Genomic DNA, 21,727 nt, shown 5'->3' with positions numbered 1-21,727 from the left:
AAGGTGGCAAGATTGTGAAACAAGCATGGGAAGATAAGCTTTCTGAGAGTTTAGTTGAATCGTTTCATAATGAACTCACTGAACAAGAAATAGAAGAAGGGTTTCAAGATACATTAGCCTTCGGTACAGCCGGTATTAGAAGTACTTTCGGTATTGGTCCAGGCAGGTTAAATAAATTTACGATACAAAAATTTGCTTTAGGTTTCGCAAATTATTTAAAGGATATTTCGGATGAACCAACAGTGGTAATCCATTTTGATACAAGATACTTATCAAAGGAATTTTCAGAAGAAATCTCTAAAGTTCTCGGAACTCATGGTGTGAAAGTGGTATTACCTGATACTTATAAATCAACACCAGAATTATCATTTGCAGTTCGTCATTTAAATACAACCGCAGGTATTATGATAACAGCGAGTCATAATCCTAAAAACTATAATGGCATTAAAGTATACGGAGCCGACGGTGGACAATTATTAACAGAACCATCATTAAAGCTCAGTGAATATATTAATCAAGTAACTGACCCACTAAATATTAAAGTGAATGACTTAAAGACACTGAAAGAAAACAATATCGTTATACCATTTGAAAATGAGACGACAGAAGCTTATAAAAAAGCAGTATGCGATTTAGTCGGCGCATTCAAAACTCAAAACTCAAAAACTGTATTATCAAGTTTACATGGTACAAGCTTGCCAATACTTTCTGATATACTACATGATTTATCTTATAATCATTTTGTAATTGAAACATCTCAGTCAGAGCCAGACAGCGATTTTCCAACGGTTAATATTGCTAACCCAGAAATGGAAGATACATTTGATTTAGGGAAGGAATTAGCTGATAAAGAGAGTGCGAATTTAATCGTAGCTACGGATCCAGATGCAGATAGGTTAGGTATTGTAGAACGATATGAAGATGGTACAACCCGTTACTTTAATGGTAATGAAATTGGATTGTTACTTCTGAAATTAAGGCATGATGAATTACAAAGTACAAAATCAAATATGATTAAATCAGTTGTAACAAGTGCTTTAAGTGAGAAATTAGCAGAACATTTACATATAGATGTAATTAATGTCTTAACTGGATTTAAATATATATCAGAACAACTTAAAGCATTAGAAAATGATGAAACTAAACTTGTATTAGCTTTCGAAGAAAGTCATGGTTATTTATTAAATGATTTTTCTAGAGATAAAGATGCCATTCAAACCGCTGCCTTATTAATTAAATATAAAGAACAGCTAACACAAGAGAATCAAACGTTTAAAGATGTATTAGAAACAATATATGAAACGCTTGGCTATTATCAAGATAAGACTTTATCACCTACCTTCAAGGGTATGGAAGGCAAAGCACAAATTAAACAAATAATGGAACACTTTAATAACCTTATAACAATTGAAGTAGGAGGATTAAAGCCTTTATTTATAGAGAACTATATTAAACAAGAAAGAACAAATATTGAAACAGGCGAACAAAGTAAAATCGATTTGCCTCAAGCAGATTTAATTAAATTCATATTTGAAGAAGGATTCATCGCAGTCAGACCATCAGGGACAGAACCAAAAATGAAATTATATTTCTCGCTTGATGTAGAAGATTTTACTGAAATAATTGAATCATTTAATAAAACGTATATTGCATAAAAAAAGAGTCTGGATTCTCCAGACTCTTTTTTTATTTTATATTAAATTATTCTTCACCATATAATTCTTTTTTGATTTGTGTAGTTGATATACCTTCTGTACGATTTAAATAGATAACTTCACATTGGTCTTTAAGGAAATCAAATTCGCCTTCCCAATCGTGACCCATTAGGAATGTATCTACATAGTAATCTTTAACGTCTTTTACTTTTTGTTCCCATTCATTTTCAGGAATGACAAGATCAACGTAACGAATGGACTCTAACATCATTTTTCTTTGTTCATAGTTATAATATGATTTTTTGTCTTTTAATTTGTTAAATTCATCAGTAGAAAGTGCCACAATTAGATAATCTCCATATTGTTTAGCTCTTCTAAGTAATTCGATATGCCCGTAATGTAATAAATCGTATGTGCCATATGTAATAACTCTTTTCATAATGAACCTCCAGTTTATAATAGTTAAATGTTAATATATCGTTAATTAATTGTAAACCTAAATTTTACAATTAGATTTTATTTTCAGAATTATATAAATATTTTTTATAAATATCTTATTTTATAACTTCTACTCTTCCATACCTAACTCTTTCAATGCCATTTTCTCATACGCCGCTTCTCCTGATTCCATAGCAAACTCAGCGATAAACATTGGGAACACTGCATTGAGTTCTAATATATGTTCTTTCATTCGTGGCCATGTTTCTCCTCCAACTTTATCGTATGATGTTATAAGTTGCTCTAATCCTTCGTCGCCGAATACACGATGATGTCCCATAAAGTCCATTGAAGGATCGGAATGGGTTGCTTCGGTCCAATCTATGAGTCCCGTGACGTTTGCTTCGTTATCTACCATTATATGTCCTGGATGTAAGTCTCCATGTATCATGGTTGCATGTTGTGGCCATAGTTCATCGTTTTTTAACCATTGTTGCCATCTGTTCCATAACTCATCTGCTACGCCATAAGTTTCTTTGACTTTATTCATCCTTCTTTGAAAGTCATTTCTTATTTCTTGTATAGTTTTGATATTTATATGATGTGCGGTAATGTTTTCTTCTGGTATGTTGTGCAAGTCTACGAGTGTTTCAGCTAATGTGTTAACAAAGTTTTCTGGTACTGGTTTGTGTTCAATTTCCCATACATAGTTTTGTATTTGTGGATCTATTGTTGCTGCAGGTTTACCGGTAAGTTTTGGATAAGCGATAAGGTCTTTTTCGTGTACTTTCCACTTTGGTACTTCAAATGAAACGTTCTTTTGTAAGAAATCTACCGTTTGTTTTTCAGATTTTGTTCGCTTATAAACGTCAGGTCTTCTTGGTAGTCTTAAAGCCCATTCTACGCCTTGTTCATCTTCTCCAAATGCAACTTGGAAATCTAGTCCTGATTCATTCAACGAGATTGTTTGAGGTTGGATATGCAATTGATATTTTTCTGCGCATTTAATAATTTCATTATGTTGAGTCATTTTATTGGCTCCTTATTTCTATTGTATTTTTCTTATGAAAGTATTTTGTTTTATCTTGATATAAATATAACTGATATGCAAACGATAACTGCAAGAGATTGTGCTATAACGTATGAAAGTATTTTATGTTATGATGTTATAAATGATAATATTTCTCAATTGATAATATTGAGAATGATAGGAGTGGATGGGTTTGCAAGAGGTACAAAAAATTTTATGGAATGGTCGTTTATTAACGATTGCTCTTCCTGAACATTATGAAGATGATAATTCTGATCCTGTGCCTTTTGACACTGTTATTGTACAGGATGGTTCATATCTTTTTGATAAGCTTGTCGAAGATTATCCAAGTAATGTTATGTTTGTTGGTGTTGAACCAGTAGAGCGTAATAGGGAATATACGCCTTGGATTGAGGATGTTAGTGGACAGCATTATGGTGGGGAAGTTGAGCAGTATTTAGATTTACTGGAATTTGAATTAATCCCTTACTTAAAGGAAAGGTATCATATTTTTGATGAGTCGGAGTATTTAACTATTGGTGGCGGTTCGTTTGGTGCGTTACTATCTATTTATGCTTTAGTTACAAGACCCCATTTGTTTGGTAAGTATTTAGTAATGTCTGCTTCAATGTGGTATCCGGGATTTATTGATTTTCTTAAAAAGGCTGATAATATTGAATATCCTCGGGATGTTTATTGGTATGTCGGTGAGTTAGAGGGTGCTGAGTATCCAAATATATTAAAGAATATGGTTCCTTGTACTAAAGAGGGTGTAGAAATTCTTGAAGAGAAGTTAGTTAACCCTGATTCTCATTTAACTTTTGTAACACATCCTGAAGGTATACATCGTCACCACTTTTTTGAAACGTATTTTGCAGAGGGTATTAATAAAATATTGTATTAATCGGCTAATGCCAATGTGATGAAACAGGCTGAGACAATTTTTATTTGTCTCAGCTTTTTTGTTTGTGTAAATAAGATAACGAATGTTGCAAGAGAAGGTCCACGTGCAATATAAAGTTCCCGAATGTTGCAAGAGAAGGTCCACGTGCAATATAAAGCCTCCGAATGTTGCAAGACGAGGTCCACGTGCAACATAATCATCCAATCCACTACTGCCAATACAAAAATAGAGTCCGGAACAATTATTTATCTCTTGCTTTTTTATTGTTTCGACAAGATGACTAACCAACCTTTTATAAAAATTTCATAACTTTAAAATACTGATATAATGGGAATATTGCAGTATTATGAGAGTAAATATACATAAAATTGATTGACAAATAACATGGTAAGTATTATAGTTGATTACACAACTAATCAACCAATCATGTTATAGGATAAGGAGAATGAATATGAAACCTACATTGAATGATGAAACACCTATATTTTTGCAAATTGCAGATATGATTAAAGATGATTTAGTTGAAGGACTTTTGTCAGAAGGTGAACAAATACCTTCTACAACAGAACTTTCGAATTTTTATAATATCAATAGGGCGACGGCTCAAAAAGGTATTACACTGTTGGTTGATGAAGGTATTGTTGTTAAGAAGAGAGGTATTGGTGTATTTATAGCTGAAGACGCGCGCGACAAGCTCGTAAATACAAGAATGCAAGCATTCTCTAATTCTTATATCCAGAATATGGTTAAAGAAGCTAAAAGACTAAATATAAGTAAAGAAGAACTCATAAGAAGGGTGGAACAAGATTATGACAATCATTGATATTCAAGATATGTCATTTAAGTATAAGGATGAAAACATTCTAGAGCATTTATCACTCCAAGAAGACGAACCTATGATTGTTGGATTATGGGGACGTAATGGTTCTGGTAAAACAACTTTAATGAAATTAATTTCTGGGCAAGAGCGTCCTGACGCAGGTCATCTATCTGTTTTGGATAAGAAGCCATTTAACAACACGAGTGCAACGGAAGAAATCACTTATTTGCGAGAGAATCATTATTTTGGAAAATCATGGACAGTAAATGAGGCGATGAAGTTTGCAGCGATGTTTAATACGAATTGGGATCAAGAAGAAGCGGATTATTTAATTGATTTATTTGAATTACCAAGAAAGAAGAAAATTAAGACTTTCTCTAAAGGTATGCAGTCTATGGTACAAGGTGTGATTGGTATTGCGAGCCATGCACCTGTGACAATGTTAGATGAACCTACGAATGGTTTAGATGCATATATGAGAAAGGTATTCGTTAAAGCATTAATAAAGTCATATGATGAAGACCCAAGATATATAATGATTGCTTCTCATCATATTAAAGAAATAGAAAAAATTTGTGAAAAGCTAATTATCATTTCTAATCGTGAGGTTAAGTTACATGAACCTATTGAGTATTTCCAATCAAGAGGTGCAGTATTACTTGGCAAATTAGAAGATATTAAACAAGTTGTATCAGACAAAGATATTATCGAACAATCTACAATACTCAGTCAGCATAAAGTAATGGTAGATGTTTCGTATAGTGATTCACTGATAGAGCAATGTAAAGCTTTAAATATTAAAGTGGATAAAGCGAATATACAAGATTATTTAGTTAATATAACGATGACGAAGGAGGCCCATCATGAATAATTTTAAAGGTTCATTTTCAATTGTATTTAGGGAACTGAAACTTCAACTTTATATATTCACGGTTGTGCTTATACTTCTAGCAGCGCTTTATGTGGCTATTGGTTATTTTGGAGAACCAGAAGACTTTAGACCACTATTATCAGGTCCTGTGTTTGGTATATTAGGATTCTTACCATTGTTCTTATTTCACGATCCGTTTAAAGCATCTATTGAACTAGGTGCAACGAGAAAACAATATATTTTTAGCGTATGGTCTAGTTACCTAATATTCATGGTTGCATTGCTTATCGTACAAGAAGTTGTTAGCTATATCGTTCGATTAATTACAGACTCTTCAAAAAGTACAGTAGTATTATTGAGAGCAGGTGACTTAGTACCAAATGCGAGTGTGTTAGATAACTTTTGGATTGATTTTCTAGCTATACTATTTATCGCAGGAGTATGTTTCTTACTAGCAGCTATTATGTATCGAATTGGTATAATTCCAACTGCATTAGGTGTATTTGCTCTTGGCGTAATTGTATTCATTTGGTCTGTTTTAGGTGATATTATGCCACTTGTAGAATGGATAATGAATCATATTTATGAAACATTTCATATATTAGGAGCAGTTGGTGTAATAGCAGCACTCTTGATATACCCTATAATGATAAAAGCTAGAATGAAAGAGTGAATATTTATAATAGTAGAAAATAAAAACTATGACGATTTTGTAAGGTGCTGATGAGTAGGGAGAGCATGTACTTACAAAAATTCTGAAGAGCTTGGGACATAAATCCTGAGCTCTTTTTTTGGATTAGTTATTACATAAATACACAAACTAACTTTTCTTCTGATCGAATCTAAAAATAAAGCTGAGACATATAAACATCTCAGGCTCCCTTAAGTAATTTCCATCATAATCTTCGTAATATATTCTTTTTCATTATTTTTAATCACTGAGTCGAATACATATTCTTCAAAAACGTATTGACCGATCTCTAAATTCAACTCTTCTATTTTGTTAAACATCTTTTGATAAGTTTCGTAAATTGTTTGATCTAAACCGACATGATACCCGACTAAGTACTGTCCGTTTAGGGTAATGGTATTTGTATAGTCACTTTTATTTGATGGTATTTCAACATAAAGATAGCTATATTGATTATATTGTTTATTTAAAATTTCATTTTTCTTTGTTACAACGCCTATTGGCTGACTAGAGAATAAATTGTGATGCTTGAGCTCATCTACAAATTGATTTATTGACATTAGAAAATCTAGCTCGGAAACATTATTGATGTTATCACTAATATAAAATGTAGTGTTTTCTATATCGTGAAGTTCAATTTTATCGAATTCTGTATGGATAGCATCTTTGATAGATTTGATTTTATCGTTTATTACGAGCTCATTAAAATTTAATTGTTGTTTCTGGGCTTGTATGACTTTCTTTTGTTGTTGCATGAGATCTAGGAAAAGTTCTGGTGATTTGTCTTGTGTATATTGTTTAATTTCTTTTAAGGACATACCTAATTCTTTCAATAATGTGATGACACTAATAAACTCGATTTGTTTAACTGAGTAATAACGATAGCCACTTTCATTTTTAAAATCCGGCTTAAATAAGCCTATTTTGTCATAGTAAATCAATGTTTGTCTGCTAACATTTGTTAGACTTGCAAACTCGCTTATAGGTATATGATTAATTTTTTGCATAAATTGAATTCCTCCACTTGACTATATAGTTACTATACACTTTAAATTTAATATATTAAAGGTGTTTTTTGATATGAAAATGAAAACAAATAGATTAGAATATAGTGAAAATCACTTAATATTTAATAAAGTAATGAATAAGGAGGTCTAATATGAAGAATAAGTTAAACATTTTATATTTTAATATATTTCTTATGTTTTTAGGTATTAGTATTGTTATCCCAGTACTACCAACAATATTGTACGATTTAGATTTGAACGGTAGTGATTTAGGATTATTAGTAGCAGTGTTTGCGTTGTTTCAAATGATTGCTTCTCCATTTGGAGGAAGATTTGCAGATAAGTTTGGTAAGAAAATCATTATCATTATTGGACTTTTATTATTCTCCATATCAGAATTTATTTTTGCGGTAGGGAATACTTTTTCAATACTTTTATTATCAAGAGTATTAGGTGGTATTAGTGCAGCGTTTGTAATGCCTGGTGTTAATGGTATGATCGGTGACTTATCAACCGCGGAAAATAGAGCAAGAAACTTTAGTTACATGTCAGCAGTTATTAACACAGGATTTATTATTGGACCAGGAGTGGGAGGATTCTTAGCAGAAATATCGCATAGAATGCCTTTTTATTTTGCCGGTGTATTAGGTATCATTGCGCTACTCTTCTCCATTATTTTGTTAAAAGAAGAAAAAGAAGTAGAAGATGTCGACAAACCGAAAGTAAAAGAACCATTCCCATATAAATTGTTCGTCGTTCCTGTCGTTGTAATGTTGATTTTATCTTACGGTTTATCTTCAACTGAGACGATGTTCTCATTATATACAGCAGAAAAAGTAGGATTCGAACCGAAAGATATTTCTATTGCGATTACAGGTGGAGCTATTGTAGGGGTTATATTCCAACTATTCCTATTTGAAAGAATCGTAGGAAGAATTGGAGAAATAAGACTTACATTGTTCTCACTTATATATTCAGTAATCGTGTTATTCGCATTTATTTTCGCTTCGAGTTATTTATCCGTTATGCTTGTAAGTTTTATTATATTTATAGGATTTGATTTAATAAGACCGTCAATGACGAATTACTTCTCGAAATTGGCCGGAAAAAATCAAGGAACAGCGGGTGGCTTAAACTCTGCCGCAACCAGCGTCGGTAACTTAGTTGGCCCGTTAGTAGCAGGGGTAGTGTTCGATATAGATATCAACTTCCCGATGTACGTTGCGATAGGTTTCTTCGTATTTGCGGCGGTTATATTAGTGTTCTATAGACCAGATAAATTAAAGTTTTAAAATAAGCGAAGTAGGACTAGGTATGAAAAAAGTTTGATATAAGTGCAACTTCATACCAGTCAGCTACTGCCATTATATTGAATCAGCCTGAGACGTGTACCATGTCTCAGGCTTTTAATTTATCATTTTTATACTTAGTATAATTAATATACTCAAAACTGTTGACTTACATCTAAAATCGCGTTACAATTATCTCGAAATCGAAATAATATGTGGATAGGTGATGACATGAATAGAACAGATGAATCTTTAAAGGCATTGGTCGGTATTAAACGCTCGAATGATACGATTGATCGTATTGTTAAGCAAGATATGAAGAACTATGGTTTGAATATTACTGAATTTGCCGTAATGGAACTGTTATTTCATAAAGGTGATCAGCCTATTCAAAAGGTTAAACAACGTATTTTAATAGCAAGTAGTAGTACAACATATGTCATTGATCAATTAGTTAAGAAAGGTTATGTGAGACGTCGTCAAGATACGAAAGATAAACGAATCACGTATGCAGTATTAACTGATGAAGGGCATAAGTTAATGGAAAATATTTTTCCAAAGCATGCTGAAACAATTGCGAATGCTTTTTCTATCTTAGAAGATGAAGAACTTGCTATATTAAGAAAAGCATTAAAAAAAATTAGCGCAATGTCTAATGAGTAAGTCGCGCAAATTTTTTTCAGCGTTATTATTTCGAATTCGAAATAAAAAATAAAGAAAGAAGGAATCTATAATGAGTAATAACGAACTTATCGGAATCCATCACGTAACTGCTATAACAGATGATGCAGTAAGAAACTATGAATTCTTTACAGAAGTATTAGGAATGCGTTTAGTTAAAAAAACAGTAAACCAAGATGATATATATACGTACCATACATTTTTCGCAGATGATCAAGGATCACCAGGGACAGACATGACATTCTTTGATTTCCCAAATAGTCCTAAAGGTCAAAGAGGTACAAATTCTATTAGTCGTGCAGGCTTCAGAGTACCAAACGATGCAGCTTTAGAATATTATTTAGAGAGATTTGAAGAATTTGGTGTTAAAAATGACGGTATTCAAGAACTGTTTGGTAAAAAAGTTTTACCATTTGAAGAGAAAGACGGTCAAAGATATCAATTATTCTCAGATGAATTAAATAAAGGTGTTGAACCAGGCATACCATGGAAAAACGGACCAGTTCCTGAAGATAAAGCGATATATGGATTAGGACCAATTGAAATTACAGTTAGTTATTATGACGATTTCAAATCAGTATTGAAACAAATATATGGTATGAAACCAATTGTTGAAGAAGAAGATGTAACATTATTTGAAGTTGGCGAAGGTGGTAACGGTGGTCAAGTTATTTTAAGAAAAGATGACAAAACACCTGAAGCTAGACAGGGGTACGGTGAAGTTCATCACGTATCATTTAGAGTGAAAGATCACGAAGCTATCAAAGCATGGGAAGAAAAATATAAAGAACTACGCATTGGTAACTCAGGAAATGTTAATCGTTTCTACTTTGAAGCATTATATGCCAGAATTGGACATATACTAATAGAAATTTCTACAGATGGTCCAGGATTTATGGGAGACGAGCCTTATGAAACATTAGGGGAAAGTCTTGCGTTACCACCATTCTTAGAGTCTCAGCGTGAGTATATTGAATCTGAAATTAAACATTTTGATACGACAAGAAAGCATGACTAATTAAATAGAAAAGGAGTGGTTCTGATGAAAGTGTTACGTCCAGAACAATTAACGCAAAAAGAAAACTATAAATTATTAATAGGGTCTGTTATACCTAGACCAATTGCATTAGTTACGACACAATCTGAAGACGGTATATTAAACATTGCACCCTTTAGTTTCTTTAACGTTGTTTCTTCAGAACCTCCTATACTATCTATAGCGGTACAAAGAGTAAATGGAGAATCGAAAGACACGGCTCGAAATATATTGGAGCAAAAAGAAGCAGTCGTACACATTGTAGATACAGAAAACGTTGAAAATACAAATGAAACCGCTGCGCTTTTAAATAGAAATGAAAGTGAACTTACGCGTACAACATTTGATACTGTAGAATCGTTAAGTGTCTCAGTACCAGGATTGAAACAAAGTAAGGTACGCTTTGAAGCTGTATTACACGATACAATGGTTATTAAAAAGGATGATAAACCTGTATCTGATTTAATATTATTAGAAATAAAACATTATCATTTTGATGATGCTATTTATAACGATGGCTATATTAATAAAGATGAATTAAGTGCAGTAAGTAGATTAGCAGGTAATGATTACGCTGAAATAGGGCGCACATTTACAATAGAAAGACCATAAAGTGAATGGAGTTGACTAGAAGTGAAACATATATTTAAACAAGGTGAACAAGGCAAACCTGTATTTCTTTTATTACACGGAACAGGTGGAGACGAGAGAGATTTACTACCTTTAGCAGAAATGCTTAATCCAAGTTATAATGTGTTAAGTGTAAAAGGTGAAATATCCGAAAATGGTATGGCGCGTTACTTCAAGAGACGTGCAGAAGGCGATTATGACTTAGAAGATTTAGAGTATAGAGGTCAAGAATTATATGACTTTATCAAAGAATCATCAAAAGAATATGAATTTAATTTAGAAGACGTTATACCAGTAGGCTTTTCAAACGGGTCGAATATGGCGATTAACTTAATACTAAGAGAAAGTACACCTTTCCAAAAAGCATTATTATTCGCACCATTATATCCTTTAGACTTACAAGATAATCAAAAAGATTTATCAAACTTTAAAGTATTCCTATCAATGGGTAAACAAGATCCAATCGTTACACAAGAACAAAGTGAACGAGTGATTGAAATATTTAAAGAACGCGGTGCTGAAGTACATGAAACTAGGGTGAACAGTCATGAAATTACACAAGAAGCAGTACTAGCAGCAAAAGAAATATTATAAGGGAGTGGAACAGAAATCTTATTTTGCTAAAAAGATTTTGTGGTTCCACCCAGTCAGATACCGCCATATAAAAAAAGAGTCCAGGACAATTATTTATGTTCTGGACTCTTTCTTTGTTAATATACAATCTGTTGATTATAGTAACAATATATTTATTTATCGATTTCATCGCGTGATTTAATAATTTTATTGATAAAGCCGTAATCATAAGCTTCTTGTGTGCTTAACCAGTAGTCGCGGCCTGTATCTTTTTCGACTCTTTCTATAGGCTGTCCTGTTTCTTTCGCAATTAATTCATTGATTTTTTGACGTGTGCGTATAATTTCTTTAGCTGTAATTTCCATTTCTACAGATTGTCCTTGTACGCCGCCTGATGGTTGGTGAATCATAAATCTTGTGTTTGGTAGGCTATATCTGTTTTCTTTTTTACTAGCTAGATAAATAATTACGCCTGCGCTTACTACCCAACCAGAACCGATAATATTTACTTCTGGTTTCACGAAATTAATCATGTCATGAATATAATAACCTGAATCGACATGACCACCTTGACTGGAAATGAATAAAGTAATTGGTTCATCGCCCATTGCTTCTAGTAATAAAAGTTGGTTACCGACTTCTTTTGCAACTTTATCATTAATTTCACCAGTTATAATGATCGTACGTGTTTCTAATAGTTTTTCAGTTAGTATGTCTTTTTCTTGTTGTTTTTCTTCAGACATGAAATCACTCCTATCATAATATTTAACTTTATTGTGAATGATATATAAGTGCATTTCAAATAATTTGACCTTTATTGACCAAATTTTTTTATTATATATCAAATAAATCGTTAAATGCTTCGACCATAGTAGGATGCGTATAAATATTATCTCTTAATCTTGTATAAGGCACATCCATATCCATAGCGAGTTTAAGAACGTTAATAATTTCTTCAGATCCTGTGCCGTACAAACTAGCGCCTAATATTTGTTGTGAATCTACATCAACTACCGCTTTAAATATACCTCTATCATCGTTATTAACTTTGTGACGAGGAATATTTTTAACTTCAATCATACCTTCTTTTACATTGAAGCCTTCTTTTCTAGCTTTACTAGCTGTCATTCCTATACGTCCTAAAGGTGGGTCTAAGAATACTGTATATGGAACATGACCTCTATTTTTAGTTGAACGTTTTTTATTGCCTGAAATATGATCTTTAACGATTCGATAATCATCTAAAGAAATGTAAGTGAATTGTGGGCCACCTTTAACATCACCAACTGCATAAATGTTATCTACAGCAGTTTCTAATGAAGAATTCACTTTAATTTCACCTTTATCGCCTAGATTAATATCAGTATTTTCTAATGCGAGGTCAGTGTTTGGTATGCGTCCAGTCGCAAGTAGGATAGCATCACCAGAAATATCATCTTGGTTAGTATGAACGACAGGACGATTATCTTCAGTTGAAAAAGCGTGAACTTCCGCTTCATCTATAAATTCTATACCCTGGTTCAACAACTGGTCGTAAATATGAGATGCTACATCTTTATCTTCAGTACCTAATATATGTTTACGATTATGAATCATCGTAACTTTACTACCGAGACTTGAGAAAATCGTCGCAAATTCTAAAGCGATATAACCTGCACCAACGATCACGAGATGTTCTGGTAAATGTCTCAATTCCATAATACCTTTAGAATCATAAATGTTCTCAGTTTGCTCAATCCCTTCTATTTCAGGTATATTTGAGCGACTACCTGTATTTATAATGATATGGTCTGCTTGAATAGATTCAACAATTTCATTTGATTTATTTAACAAATCGACAGTTTCATTATCTTTAAACTGTGCTTTATAAGTATAAACTTTAATATTTTCATCAGAATCTAGATTATCAAAATTTTTCTTATTTAATGCCGATACGACATCTTTTTTACGATTAATTGCTTCAGTGAAGGTGTGATTTTCATTACCTTCATGTAATAACGTTTTAGAAGGTATACATCCGACATTAATGCACGTGCCACCATACATATTTGAATCTTGCTCAACTACAGCAACCTGGTTTCCTTGACCAGCAAAATCTTTAGCAAGCGTCTTACCAGCTTTTCCAAAACCAATCACTAACATGTCATAATGCTTCATAGTATAAAACCTCCATCTCATAATCTCTATAACCAATTATAGTACTTTATAAAAATATTATGAAATTTTTGAATTTAAGGTATTATTTTCTTAATTTCTTATAAGTGCACAAAAGACAAAATTAATTATGTAAGCGTTTGAACCTATAATGAATATACAACATTCATTAGGAGGAAAAGTCATGGCTCAAAATTGGTTAGAAATAAATGAAAAAGTAATCATCGTAACAGGTGGTACTTCTGGTATCGGTAGACAAATTGTAAATTCATTATTAGAAAATGGTGCAGTTGTATATAATGTAGATTTAAAAGACGATCCAATTGATAACGGGAATTATCATTTTATAGAGACTGATGTGACGAATAAAGAAGCTGTTGAAAAGACAGTGAATACAATTTTTGAAGAACAATCTCGCATAGACGTATTAATTAATAATGCTGGCATTAATTTACCAAGATTATTAGTAGATGTTAAAGGCGAAAAGCCAGAGTATGAAATTAATATGAAAGATTTAGATTTAATGTTCGGTGTAAACTTGAAAGGGCCAATTCTATTCAGCCAAGAAGTAAGTAGACATTTTGTGAAACAAAATAAAGGGATTATCGTAAATATTGCTAGTGAAGCTGGTCAAGAAGGATCAGAAGGGCAAAGTATTTATTCTGCTACAAAAGCAGCTTTAATCGGATTTACGAGAAGTTGGGCTAAAGAGCTAGGGAAACATAACATTAAGGTTGTGGCTATAGCACCAGGAATTTTAGAAGAAACTGGTCTAAGAACTAAACAATATGAAGAAGCACTAGCTTATAGTAGAAATACGACAGTAGATAAATTGAATGGTGATTATTCAAAATCTATTCCTTTAGGTAGAGTTGGTAAGTTGTCAGAAGTAGCTGATTTAGTTTGTTATTTAAGCTCAGACAAATCAAGTTATATTACTGGTACAACGATTAATATCTCAGGTGGTAAATCACGAGGATAACTTTAAATAGAGGAAGGAGGGAAAGTATTGATATTAAATAAAAAACATTTATTAATTGTTGAAACGCTTAAAAAACAAAGTATCTCAATTGATAAACTTTCCCATAAACTTTCTATTTCTCAAAGAACTTTAACGAATTACATTAATCAACTTCAAACTTATTTTGAAGGTTCTATTAGTATAATTAAGCAAAATCAATCGATTTCAATGATAGTAGCAGATGAAAAGAAATTTTTTAATTTACTCAAAGATTTAGAATCTCATATTCATTATCATTTTGATGAATTAGAGGAACGTGAAGAAAACATATTTCATTATTTGCTTTATAACGGCGTTTGTACAATAGATGATATAGCTGAAGATTTATTTCTAAGTAAAAGTGTTGTCAATAATACCATTAATTGTATTAAAACTAAATTAGAACATTATAGAGTTAGCATTAAAGGTACTCAAAATGTTGGTTTACGTATAGAAGGTAATGAACTAGAAGTGAGAAAAGTTTTAATAGAACTGTTCAATAGAAAGTATAGTTCTTACACATTACCAGATTCCATATATGCAATTCTCGATAAGACGAAAACACAATATAACTTAGACCACGCAACGTTTAACCGACTTATCACTGCAACTAAAGTTGTTTTATCAAGAATAGAAAATGATTATAAAATAAGACAAAATGTACAAATCGATGAAAGAGTGTTTGAGTCTGAAGACTTTATAGCTTTAAGCGAAATTAAAGAATATTTAAGTCATCAGTACTCAATAACATTTCCAAATTTAGAAATTTTGCTAATCGTATTTCAAATTATAGGTAGAAGAGCTTCATTGTTAGATGAAATCATTTCAGAAGATGATCAATCTATTTTAAATCGCATTATTCAACAAACGATTGATGATATTGATTTTTATTACACTATCAAAATAGATGAAGAATTATTTAGCACGGATATACAACTTCACATTAAATACCTTATAAATAGGTTGATATTTGATATTAGAATACAAAATGACTTTATTAATGAAGTTGAGTACAGATATCCGTTTGCATATGAGCTTTCTAAAGTGTTAGCTACAAATATTGAAAAAGAAATCAATATTAAAGTGCCTTTAAATGAACTTGGATTTTTATCAATTTATTTCAGTGTCTATTTACAGCAGTTAGAACAAAAATTTAAAGAAATTCATTCAGTCGCATTTATAACAAACCAAGGTTTGAGTAGTGCGAAATTAATGAGAGTTCAATTAGAAAAAATATTTGGTAATCAAATAACGATTGATGTAATTAGTGAAAATGAGTTAAATCAATTTCAAATTGATGATTATGACTTAACGGTATCAACCATTAAAACAAATAGATTGTTTAACAGAATAATTTATATAGACAACATATTAGATGAACAAGCGTTAAAACTTAAAATCGAACAATTCATGATTTATAAAGACGTCAGCAATAAAAAGCTGTTTAACAAAAGTATTATAGTAGATTTTTTAAGTGAACAAGATGTTTATCAAATTAATGAAAGTATGACGTATGAAGAAGTAATCGCGTATTTATCAAATGAACTGATTAATGAGAATAAAGTTGATCATACTTTTATTTCTAAAATTTTAGAGAGAGAAGAGCATAAATCAACAGTAACAGGATTTCTGGGATTCCCACACACTAGTCACCATTTTCATGGTATTTGGTTGAAATTAGCAATTATTAACCAACCATTGAATGATTGTGAAAAGGTAAAACTAGTTGTGCTCGTTGCGACACCAGAAACTGAAGTGAATGAAGCGGTACTAATCCGATTATATGAAGAGATTTTAACTATTACGACCAATAGTTATATTATCAATCAGATAAGTAAAGATACGGATTACATAGCGCTTGCACATATATTAAATAAGGAAATGAGGGGCTAGCTATGTTTTTCATCATATTGATTGTCATATTAGCTGTTGGATTTATAATTCAATACTTGCTAGGTTTGCTTCAAATTAAAAATTTCACTAAACACTATACGGAATTGCGAGAAAATGGTCGCGTTGCTATTGGAAGAAGACCAGCTATATTTAAATCGGGAACGTTGGTACTTCTTCAAATTAATAACCGTAATGAAATAGAAGAGGCACGCTATATGCAAGGTGTCACAGTATTTTCTAAATTCAAGAAATTAAAAGGTTTAGAAGGATATAAGATTCAGAAATTAAGAGATACAGATTTAAAAAAGTATAACAAATTATTAATAAAAGCTATTTTAGACGCTCAACACACATTTAATGTTATTCAATCTGGAGGAGAAATTGAAAAGATACCTTCTCCAATGATGAAAGCAGTTAAAAAAATTAATGGAATGTTTAAAAAAGAAGGGAGTAAATCAACATGGACTTCATAGTTAAGTTAGCAGAAGGTTTTATCAATTTATTTCAAACAGGCGCAGATACATTTATAGACTGGATGACAACAATTGTACCTTTAGTACTAATGTTATTAATTGCGATGAACACATTAATCCAATTAATAGGTGAAAAAAGAATTAATATAATCGCACAAAAATCATCTAAAAACCCATTTTTAAGATATTTAGTATTACCGTTTTTAGGTTCATTTATGTTAGCAAATCCGATGGTCCACTCTCTAGGAAGATTTATGCCAGAGAAGTATAAACCAAGTTATTTTGCATCAGCAGCTCAGTTCGCACATACGAGTAACGGTCTGTTTCCGCACATTAACCCAGCAGAATTATTTATATTCTTAGGTATCGCAAACGGGGTTCAACAATTAGGATTACCGATGACAGATTTAGCAGTAAGATATTTACTTGTTGGTTTAGTTATGAACTTTATTGGTGGATGGGTTACTGACTTTACAACTAGTTACGTAGAAAAACAACAAAAAGTAAAATTAAGTACAGAAGTTAAATTAGAAGGATGAGGTGAGCAACATGAGTAAAAAAGCTAGAATTGTTAAAGGTTCAGGTGGCTTTGGTGGCCCTTTAGAAATTGGAATAGAAGGCAAGAAAGACAAAGTTATGTATGTTACAGGTGGTCACAGACCTGAAATAGTAGATAAAATTTGTGAAATTACTGGTGGCTCACCTGTTAACGGTTTCGAAACATCAGTACCTGAAGATGAAATTATGGTTGCTGTTATAGATTGCGGTGGTACTTTGAGATGTGGTATTTACCCTCAAAAAGGTATCCCGACTGTAAACATTATGGCAACAGGTAAAAGTGGTCCTTTGAGACAACATATTACAGAAGATATTTATGTTTCAAATGTGGATGTAGAGCAAGTAAGCGTAGCAGGAGAAAGTAGTTCTAATGAAACAACAGCGGAATCAACTGCGTCAACTGAAGAAACAAAAAGTAATGAAACAGCTTCATATTCTAAAGATAAAAAAATCATGGAAACAAGAGCAGAACAGGAAAATAAATCTATATTAACGAAAATTGGTCTAGCAGCAGGTAAAGTTATTAATACTTTCTATCAAGCTGCACGTGATGCAGTAGATACAATGTTGCATACAATCTTACCATTCATGGGATTTGTAGCATTATTGATTGGTATTATTCAAGGATCTGGAATTGGAGATGTATTTGCTAAGGTTATGTCACCATTAGCGGGTAACATTTGGGGTCTTCTTATAATTGGGTTTATATGCTCACTTCCATTTTTAAGTCCATTGTTAGGACCTGGTGGCGTAATTGGACAAGTATTAGGTACTTTAATTGGTGTAGAAATTGGTAAAGGGAATATACCGCCAAACTTAGCATTACCGGCATTATTTGCAATCAATACTCAAAATGCTGCTGACTTTATTCCAGTAGGGCTAGGATTAGCAGAAGCAGAAACGAAAACAATCGAAGTCGGTGTGCCATCCGTACTGTATTCACGCTTCTTAAACGGTGTACCGCGGGTATTTGTAGCATGGCTGGCAAGCTTTGGGTTATATAAATAAATAAAAAGGAGTGCATAAATAATGTACAAGACAGAAATAAAGCGTATAGGAAAAGATGCATCAGCATTCGAAGCTGAAAAGATGGTTATATTATTTGGTGATAATGCACCTGATGAGTTAGTCGATTTTTGTTATATAATCGATATAAATGAGATAGACGGAGAAATAACTGAATCACAAACGCTATTTTTAGATGATAATGAATATAAAATTACAAAAGTAGGCTCTGCTGTTAATAAAAACTTAAATGATTTAGGTCATATTACTTTAAAGTTTGATGGGAGCACAGAAGCTGAACAATCTGGAACATTATATTTAGAAGATAAGCCTCTTGCTAATATAGAAGAAGGTACAAAAATAGAAATTAAATAGTTTTATAAAATTTATCCCTTTAAAAGTTAAGTGAAATTTAACTTTTAAAGGGACTTTTTTATGTTCAAAGAAGATGATTTTACGGTTTGATTTATTCCTTTCATCATACAAATTTTAGGAAAGATAACATTTGTTTACTATATAAATAAAGTAACTTTCTATAGGAAATCAATGCAAATTTTAAGAAAATTAATATAATTTTACACCATTGGTCGACCAGTTTCAATCGGTATAAGTTATAACGTTTGTGGCGGTTTTCACAATTTACGACAAGGTATATAAGTGTAATATTACAGTTGTGTTAATTTGTCGATATGCTAAGATACATAACTATATCGAAAGGGTGTTTAATCAAACATGAAATTTAACAAAAACAAAATTAATGTTGTTGATATGAAACAAACTAAGAAAAGTGTTTACGCAACAGGTATAGGTAATGCTATGGAATGGTTTGACTTCGGTCTATATTCTTATTTAGCAATTATTATTAGCCAAAACTTTTTTACTGGCGTACAGAACGATGAATTAAAATTAGTATTTACATTCGCAACATTTGCGATTGCATTTTTAATGAGACCGTTAGGCGGGGTTATATTTGGTAGAATTGGTGATCGTCTTGGTCGTAAGACAGTATTGACGACAACCATTATATTAATGGCCGCTTCAACTTTATTAATCGGTCTTTTACCTACATATGATCAAATTGGTATATGGGCTCCTATTCTTTTGTTAATTGCTAGAATTATTCAAGGGTTTTCAACGGGGGAGAATATGCCGGTGCAATGGTATATATTGCTGAATTATCTCCTGATAACAGAAGAAGCGTACTAGGCAGTGGATTAGAAATTGGAACTTTAGCAGGTTACATACTTGCTTCTTTATTAGCGAGTGGAATGTTTATTGCTTTATCTGATGCACAAATGCTAGCGTGGGGCTGGAGAATTCCATTTATTCTTGGCGCACCACTTGGATTAATTGGTCTTTATTTAAGAAGACATTTAGATGAAACACCTATATTTGAAAATGAAATCGAAGAAAATGAAGAAGAACCTGAATCATTTGTATCGATTATTAAAAATCATAAAAAAGATATTATCTTATGCTTTATTACAGTGGCATTCTTTAATATCACGAACTACATGTTACTTTCATACATGCCATCATATTTAGACGAAGTTATTGGCATCTCAACGACTGTAAGTACAATTCTCATTACGAGTGTTATGGTTGTAATGGTTCCACTAGCATTCTTATTCGGACGTCTAAGTGATAAAATCGGTAATAAGAAAGTTGTCTTATTCGGTTCATTTGGGTTAACTGCATTTTCATTACTAGCCTTTTACTTTATGGGCATGAACCAGTTAATGTTTGTATCGTTTGGTATTTTAATACTTGGATTCTTCCTTTCAACTTATGAAGGTTCTATGCCAAGTTTATTACCGAGTATTTTCTTTACAGACGTACGTTACCGCACACTAGCAGTTACATTTAACGTATCAGTATCAATATTTGGTGGTACAACACCATTAGTATCAACATGGTTAGTGCACGTTACTCAAAACCCACTAGCACCAGCATATTACTTAACAGCTGTCAGTCTTATCGGTTTCATAACGATTCTTGTATTATTTGAAACAACTTCAGGAAAAGCTTTAAAAGGCTCATATCCTACTGTATCAAATGAAAAAGAATTTAATCACGTTGTTAAAAATGCTGAAGAAGCATTATGGTGGAAAGAACAAGAATTACAAATAAAAGAGAAATAAGGACTGAGACATATCCTTTTCTTATAAATAATCTCCTAATCCGTTGTATGTTAAGAAGCGGGTTAGGAGATTTTTTTATGATTTTTATACTTTATTTTCAATTGTTTGTATCGTCACGTCTAACCCGAAGTATTTTTGCAAGATGGATTTGTAATTTTGTGGTGTTACTGGTGATTGTTCTTTACCATCAGCTTTAGTTATCGTTAGTTGATCTTGTGACATTGTAACGCGACCATAAGTTTTAGCCATTGTGATGAGCAATGTTTGTACGAATATAGATTCTGGGTTATGCTCATTAAATTCTAAATGTTCTACAAAATATGACCATGGTCTGGATATATTTTTAGCTTTATATGAAGTTCTCCAAGAATTATCGTCTTGTAGTTTTTGAACAAGGATTTCTTCGTTTTCTCCGTAGATTGCGCGATAGCTACCTGATACAGTAGTGACAGTCATATTTTCAGATTCATAGTGAACGGGTAACGCATTAATAGGTAAGTCTCCAAATCCCACGTCAGCTATATATGGTCTATCTAATTGCACGATAGTTGTCATGTGTGAACCATCGTTACTCCATCCATCATCAGGTGTGTGTATAGTAGCGGATGCGCAAGTAATACTAAAGCCTTTTTGTTCTAAGTAAAACTGAAATATAGTGTTCATTTCATAACAAAATCCTCCACGATGATTTATAACAATCTTTTCATATAAGTCATCGATATTAACGGAAATAGGTTGTTGATTTTGTACGCTAATATTTTCGAAAGGAACAGTGTACATAAAGCGTGTTATATAATGATTTAAAGTTTCTAAATTAATTTGATTATAATTTTTAGAATCTATTTTTAAATATTCTTCAAACTTTTGAATATCCATTT

22 protein-coding genes and 1 pseudogene are annotated in these 21,727 nt (G+C 32.1%); 17 read left to right on the top strand and 6 right to left on the bottom strand.

Translation table 11 applies throughout. The annotated features are described in order from the left end of the window. Window positions 1–14 precede the first annotated feature (14 nt). On the top strand, window positions 15–1,655 hold the full coding sequence (locus ACNMOQ_RS12100; RefSeq protein ID WP_416349892.1) for a phospho-sugar mutase: 1,641 nt from the start codon (window positions 15–17) through the stop codon (window positions 1,653–1,655). A 46-nt stretch (window positions 1,656–1,701) separates the two neighbouring features. On the opposite strand, the gene tagD is transcribed toward ACNMOQ_RS12100, so the two are convergent. Together tagD and ACNMOQ_RS12090 are read right to left on the bottom strand one after the other, a co-directional pair. After that, window positions 1,702–2,094, bottom strand: coding sequence for a glycerol-3-phosphate cytidylyltransferase (gene tagD / locus ACNMOQ_RS12095; RefSeq protein WP_017000317.1), 393 nt, complete (start codon window positions 2,092–2,094; stop codon window positions 1,702–1,704). Between the two features lie 129 nt (window positions 2,095–2,223). Further along, a complete protein-coding gene (locus ACNMOQ_RS12090) occupies window positions 2,224–3,123 on the bottom strand; it encodes an Mph(C) family macrolide 2'-phosphotransferase (protein ID WP_416349891.1) in 900 nt (299 codons plus the stop codon). Between the two features lie 193 nt (window positions 3,124–3,316). Between ACNMOQ_RS12090 and ACNMOQ_RS12085 the strand changes: the two genes are divergently transcribed. The 4 genes from ACNMOQ_RS12085 to ACNMOQ_RS12070 all read left to right on the top strand — a co-directional run bounded on the left by ACNMOQ_RS12085 (window position 3,317) and on the right by ACNMOQ_RS12070 (window position 6,391). Beyond that, the gene (locus ACNMOQ_RS12085) at window positions 3,317–4,027 is read left to right on the top strand and encodes an alpha/beta hydrolase (RefSeq protein WP_416349890.1); all 711 of its coding nucleotides are present in this window, start codon (window positions 3,317–3,319) and stop codon (window positions 4,025–4,027) included. A gap of 451 nt (window positions 4,028–4,478) precedes the next feature. Beyond that, window positions 4,479–4,850, top strand: a complete 372-nt coding sequence (locus ACNMOQ_RS12080) for a GntR family transcriptional regulator (protein ID WP_017000320.1) — start codon at window positions 4,479–4,481, stop codon at window positions 4,848–4,850. Then, a complete protein-coding gene (locus tag ACNMOQ_RS12075; protein ID WP_103269507.1) occupies window positions 4,837–5,718 on the top strand; it encodes an ATP-binding cassette domain-containing protein in 882 nt (293 codons plus the stop codon). Before ACNMOQ_RS12080 ends, ACNMOQ_RS12075 begins: the two co-directional genes overlap by 14 nt. Then, window positions 5,711–6,391: a hypothetical protein gene (locus ACNMOQ_RS12070; RefSeq protein WP_017000322.1), complete on the top strand. Its 681-nt coding sequence runs from the start codon at window positions 5,711–5,713 to the stop codon at window positions 6,389–6,391. Before ACNMOQ_RS12075 ends, ACNMOQ_RS12070 begins: the two co-directional genes overlap by 8 nt. A gap of 209 nt (window positions 6,392–6,600) precedes the next feature. Here the strand turns inward: ACNMOQ_RS12070 and ACNMOQ_RS12065 are convergent, their stop codons facing one another. Further along, the gene (locus tag ACNMOQ_RS12065) at window positions 6,601–7,416 is read right to left on the bottom strand and encodes a MerR family transcriptional regulator (RefSeq protein ID WP_070045279.1); all 816 of its coding nucleotides are present in this window, start codon (window positions 7,414–7,416) and stop codon (window positions 6,601–6,603) included. Between the two features lie 152 nt (window positions 7,417–7,568). On the opposite strand from ACNMOQ_RS12065, the gene norA reads away from it, so the two are divergent. From norA to mhqD, 5 genes are all read left to right on the top strand, one after another. Further along, on the top strand, window positions 7,569–8,708 hold the full coding sequence (norA, locus tag ACNMOQ_RS12060) for a multidrug efflux MFS transporter NorA (RefSeq protein ID WP_017000324.1): 1,140 nt from the start codon (window positions 7,569–7,571) through the stop codon (window positions 8,706–8,708). Window positions 8,709–8,936: 228 nt separating this feature from the next. Then, window positions 8,937–9,368 (top strand): MarR family winged helix-turn-helix transcriptional regulator, encoded by a 432-nt coding sequence (locus tag ACNMOQ_RS12055; protein ID WP_239723861.1) that lies wholly within the window; start codon window positions 8,937–8,939, stop codon window positions 9,366–9,368. A 70-nt stretch (window positions 9,369–9,438) separates the two neighbouring features. Continuing rightward, window positions 9,439–10,404: a ring-cleaving dioxygenase MhqE gene (gene mhqE / locus ACNMOQ_RS12050; RefSeq protein ID WP_017000326.1), complete on the top strand. Its 966-nt coding sequence runs from the start codon at window positions 9,439–9,441 to the stop codon at window positions 10,402–10,404. A gap of 24 nt (window positions 10,405–10,428) precedes the next feature. Beyond that, window positions 10,429–11,034: a flavin reductase family protein gene (locus tag ACNMOQ_RS12045; protein WP_064211200.1), complete on the top strand. Its 606-nt coding sequence runs from the start codon at window positions 10,429–10,431 to the stop codon at window positions 11,032–11,034. Between the two features lie 21 nt (window positions 11,035–11,055). Next, window positions 11,056–11,646: a methylhydroquinone degradation carboxylesterase MhqD gene (gene mhqD, locus ACNMOQ_RS12040; RefSeq protein WP_416349889.1), complete on the top strand. Its 591-nt coding sequence runs from the start codon at window positions 11,056–11,058 to the stop codon at window positions 11,644–11,646. Between the two features lie 152 nt (window positions 11,647–11,798). On the opposite strand, the gene ACNMOQ_RS12035 is transcribed toward mhqD, so the two are convergent. Both ACNMOQ_RS12035 and merA read right to left on the bottom strand, forming a co-directional pair. After that, the gene (locus tag ACNMOQ_RS12035; protein WP_064204758.1) at window positions 11,799–12,368 is read right to left on the bottom strand and encodes an ATP-dependent Clp protease proteolytic subunit; all 570 of its coding nucleotides are present in this window, start codon (window positions 12,366–12,368) and stop codon (window positions 11,799–11,801) included. Between the two features lie 91 nt (window positions 12,369–12,459). After that, a complete protein-coding gene (gene merA, locus ACNMOQ_RS12030) occupies window positions 12,460–13,782 on the bottom strand; it encodes a hypothiocyanous acid reductase MerA (RefSeq protein WP_416349888.1) in 1,323 nt (440 codons plus the stop codon). Window positions 13,783–13,963: 181 nt separating this feature from the next. Here merA and ACNMOQ_RS12025 point away from each other — a divergent pair, with 181 nt between their 5' ends. The 7 genes and pseudogenes from ACNMOQ_RS12025 (at window position 13,964) to ACNMOQ_RS11995 (ending at window position 20,849) form a co-directional block, all read left to right on the top strand. Further along, window positions 13,964–14,761, top strand: coding sequence for an SDR family oxidoreductase (locus ACNMOQ_RS12025; protein WP_210617425.1), 798 nt, complete (start codon window positions 13,964–13,966; stop codon window positions 14,759–14,761). A 27-nt stretch (window positions 14,762–14,788) separates the two neighbouring features. Next, window positions 14,789–16,672, top strand: a complete 1,884-nt coding sequence (locus tag ACNMOQ_RS12020) for a BglG family transcription antiterminator (protein WP_416349887.1) — start codon at window positions 14,789–14,791, stop codon at window positions 16,670–16,672. A gap of 2 nt (window positions 16,673–16,674) precedes the next feature. Continuing rightward, window positions 16,675–17,145: a transcriptional regulator GutM gene (locus ACNMOQ_RS12015; protein WP_064211194.1), complete on the top strand. Its 471-nt coding sequence runs from the start codon at window positions 16,675–16,677 to the stop codon at window positions 17,143–17,145. Further along, a complete protein-coding gene (gene srlA / locus ACNMOQ_RS12010; protein WP_064204763.1) occupies window positions 17,133–17,684 on the top strand; it encodes a PTS glucitol/sorbitol transporter subunit IIC in 552 nt (183 codons plus the stop codon). The genes ACNMOQ_RS12015 and srlA overlap by 13 nt, the downstream gene beginning before the upstream one ends. A 10-nt stretch (window positions 17,685–17,694) precedes the next feature. Continuing rightward, a complete protein-coding gene (gene srlE, locus ACNMOQ_RS12005) occupies window positions 17,695–18,711 on the top strand; it encodes a PTS glucitol/sorbitol transporter subunit IIB (protein WP_064211193.1) in 1,017 nt (338 codons plus the stop codon). A gap of 21 nt (window positions 18,712–18,732) precedes the next feature. Then, window positions 18,733–19,083 (top strand): PTS glucitol/sorbitol transporter subunit IIA, encoded by a 351-nt coding sequence (locus ACNMOQ_RS12000; RefSeq protein ID WP_064204765.1) that lies wholly within the window; start codon window positions 18,733–18,735, stop codon window positions 19,081–19,083. Between the two features lie 357 nt (window positions 19,084–19,440). Then, window positions 19,441–20,849: pseudogene (locus ACNMOQ_RS11995) on the top strand (MFS transporter). 84 nt (window positions 20,850–20,933) lie between these two features. Here ACNMOQ_RS11995 and ACNMOQ_RS11990 read toward each other — a convergent pair. Next, window positions 20,934–21,725 (bottom strand): arylamine N-acetyltransferase family protein, encoded by a 792-nt coding sequence (locus ACNMOQ_RS11990; protein ID WP_017000332.1) that lies wholly within the window; start codon window positions 21,723–21,725, stop codon window positions 20,934–20,936. Window positions 21,726–21,727 lie beyond the last annotated feature (2 nt).

The sequence above is a fragment of the Mammaliicoccus lentus genome (assembly GCF_947036595.1).
Lineage (GTDB): Bacteria > Bacillota > Bacilli > Staphylococcales > Staphylococcaceae > Mammaliicoccus > Mammaliicoccus lentus.
This window is presented reverse-complemented; position numbering and strand designations above follow the sequence as displayed.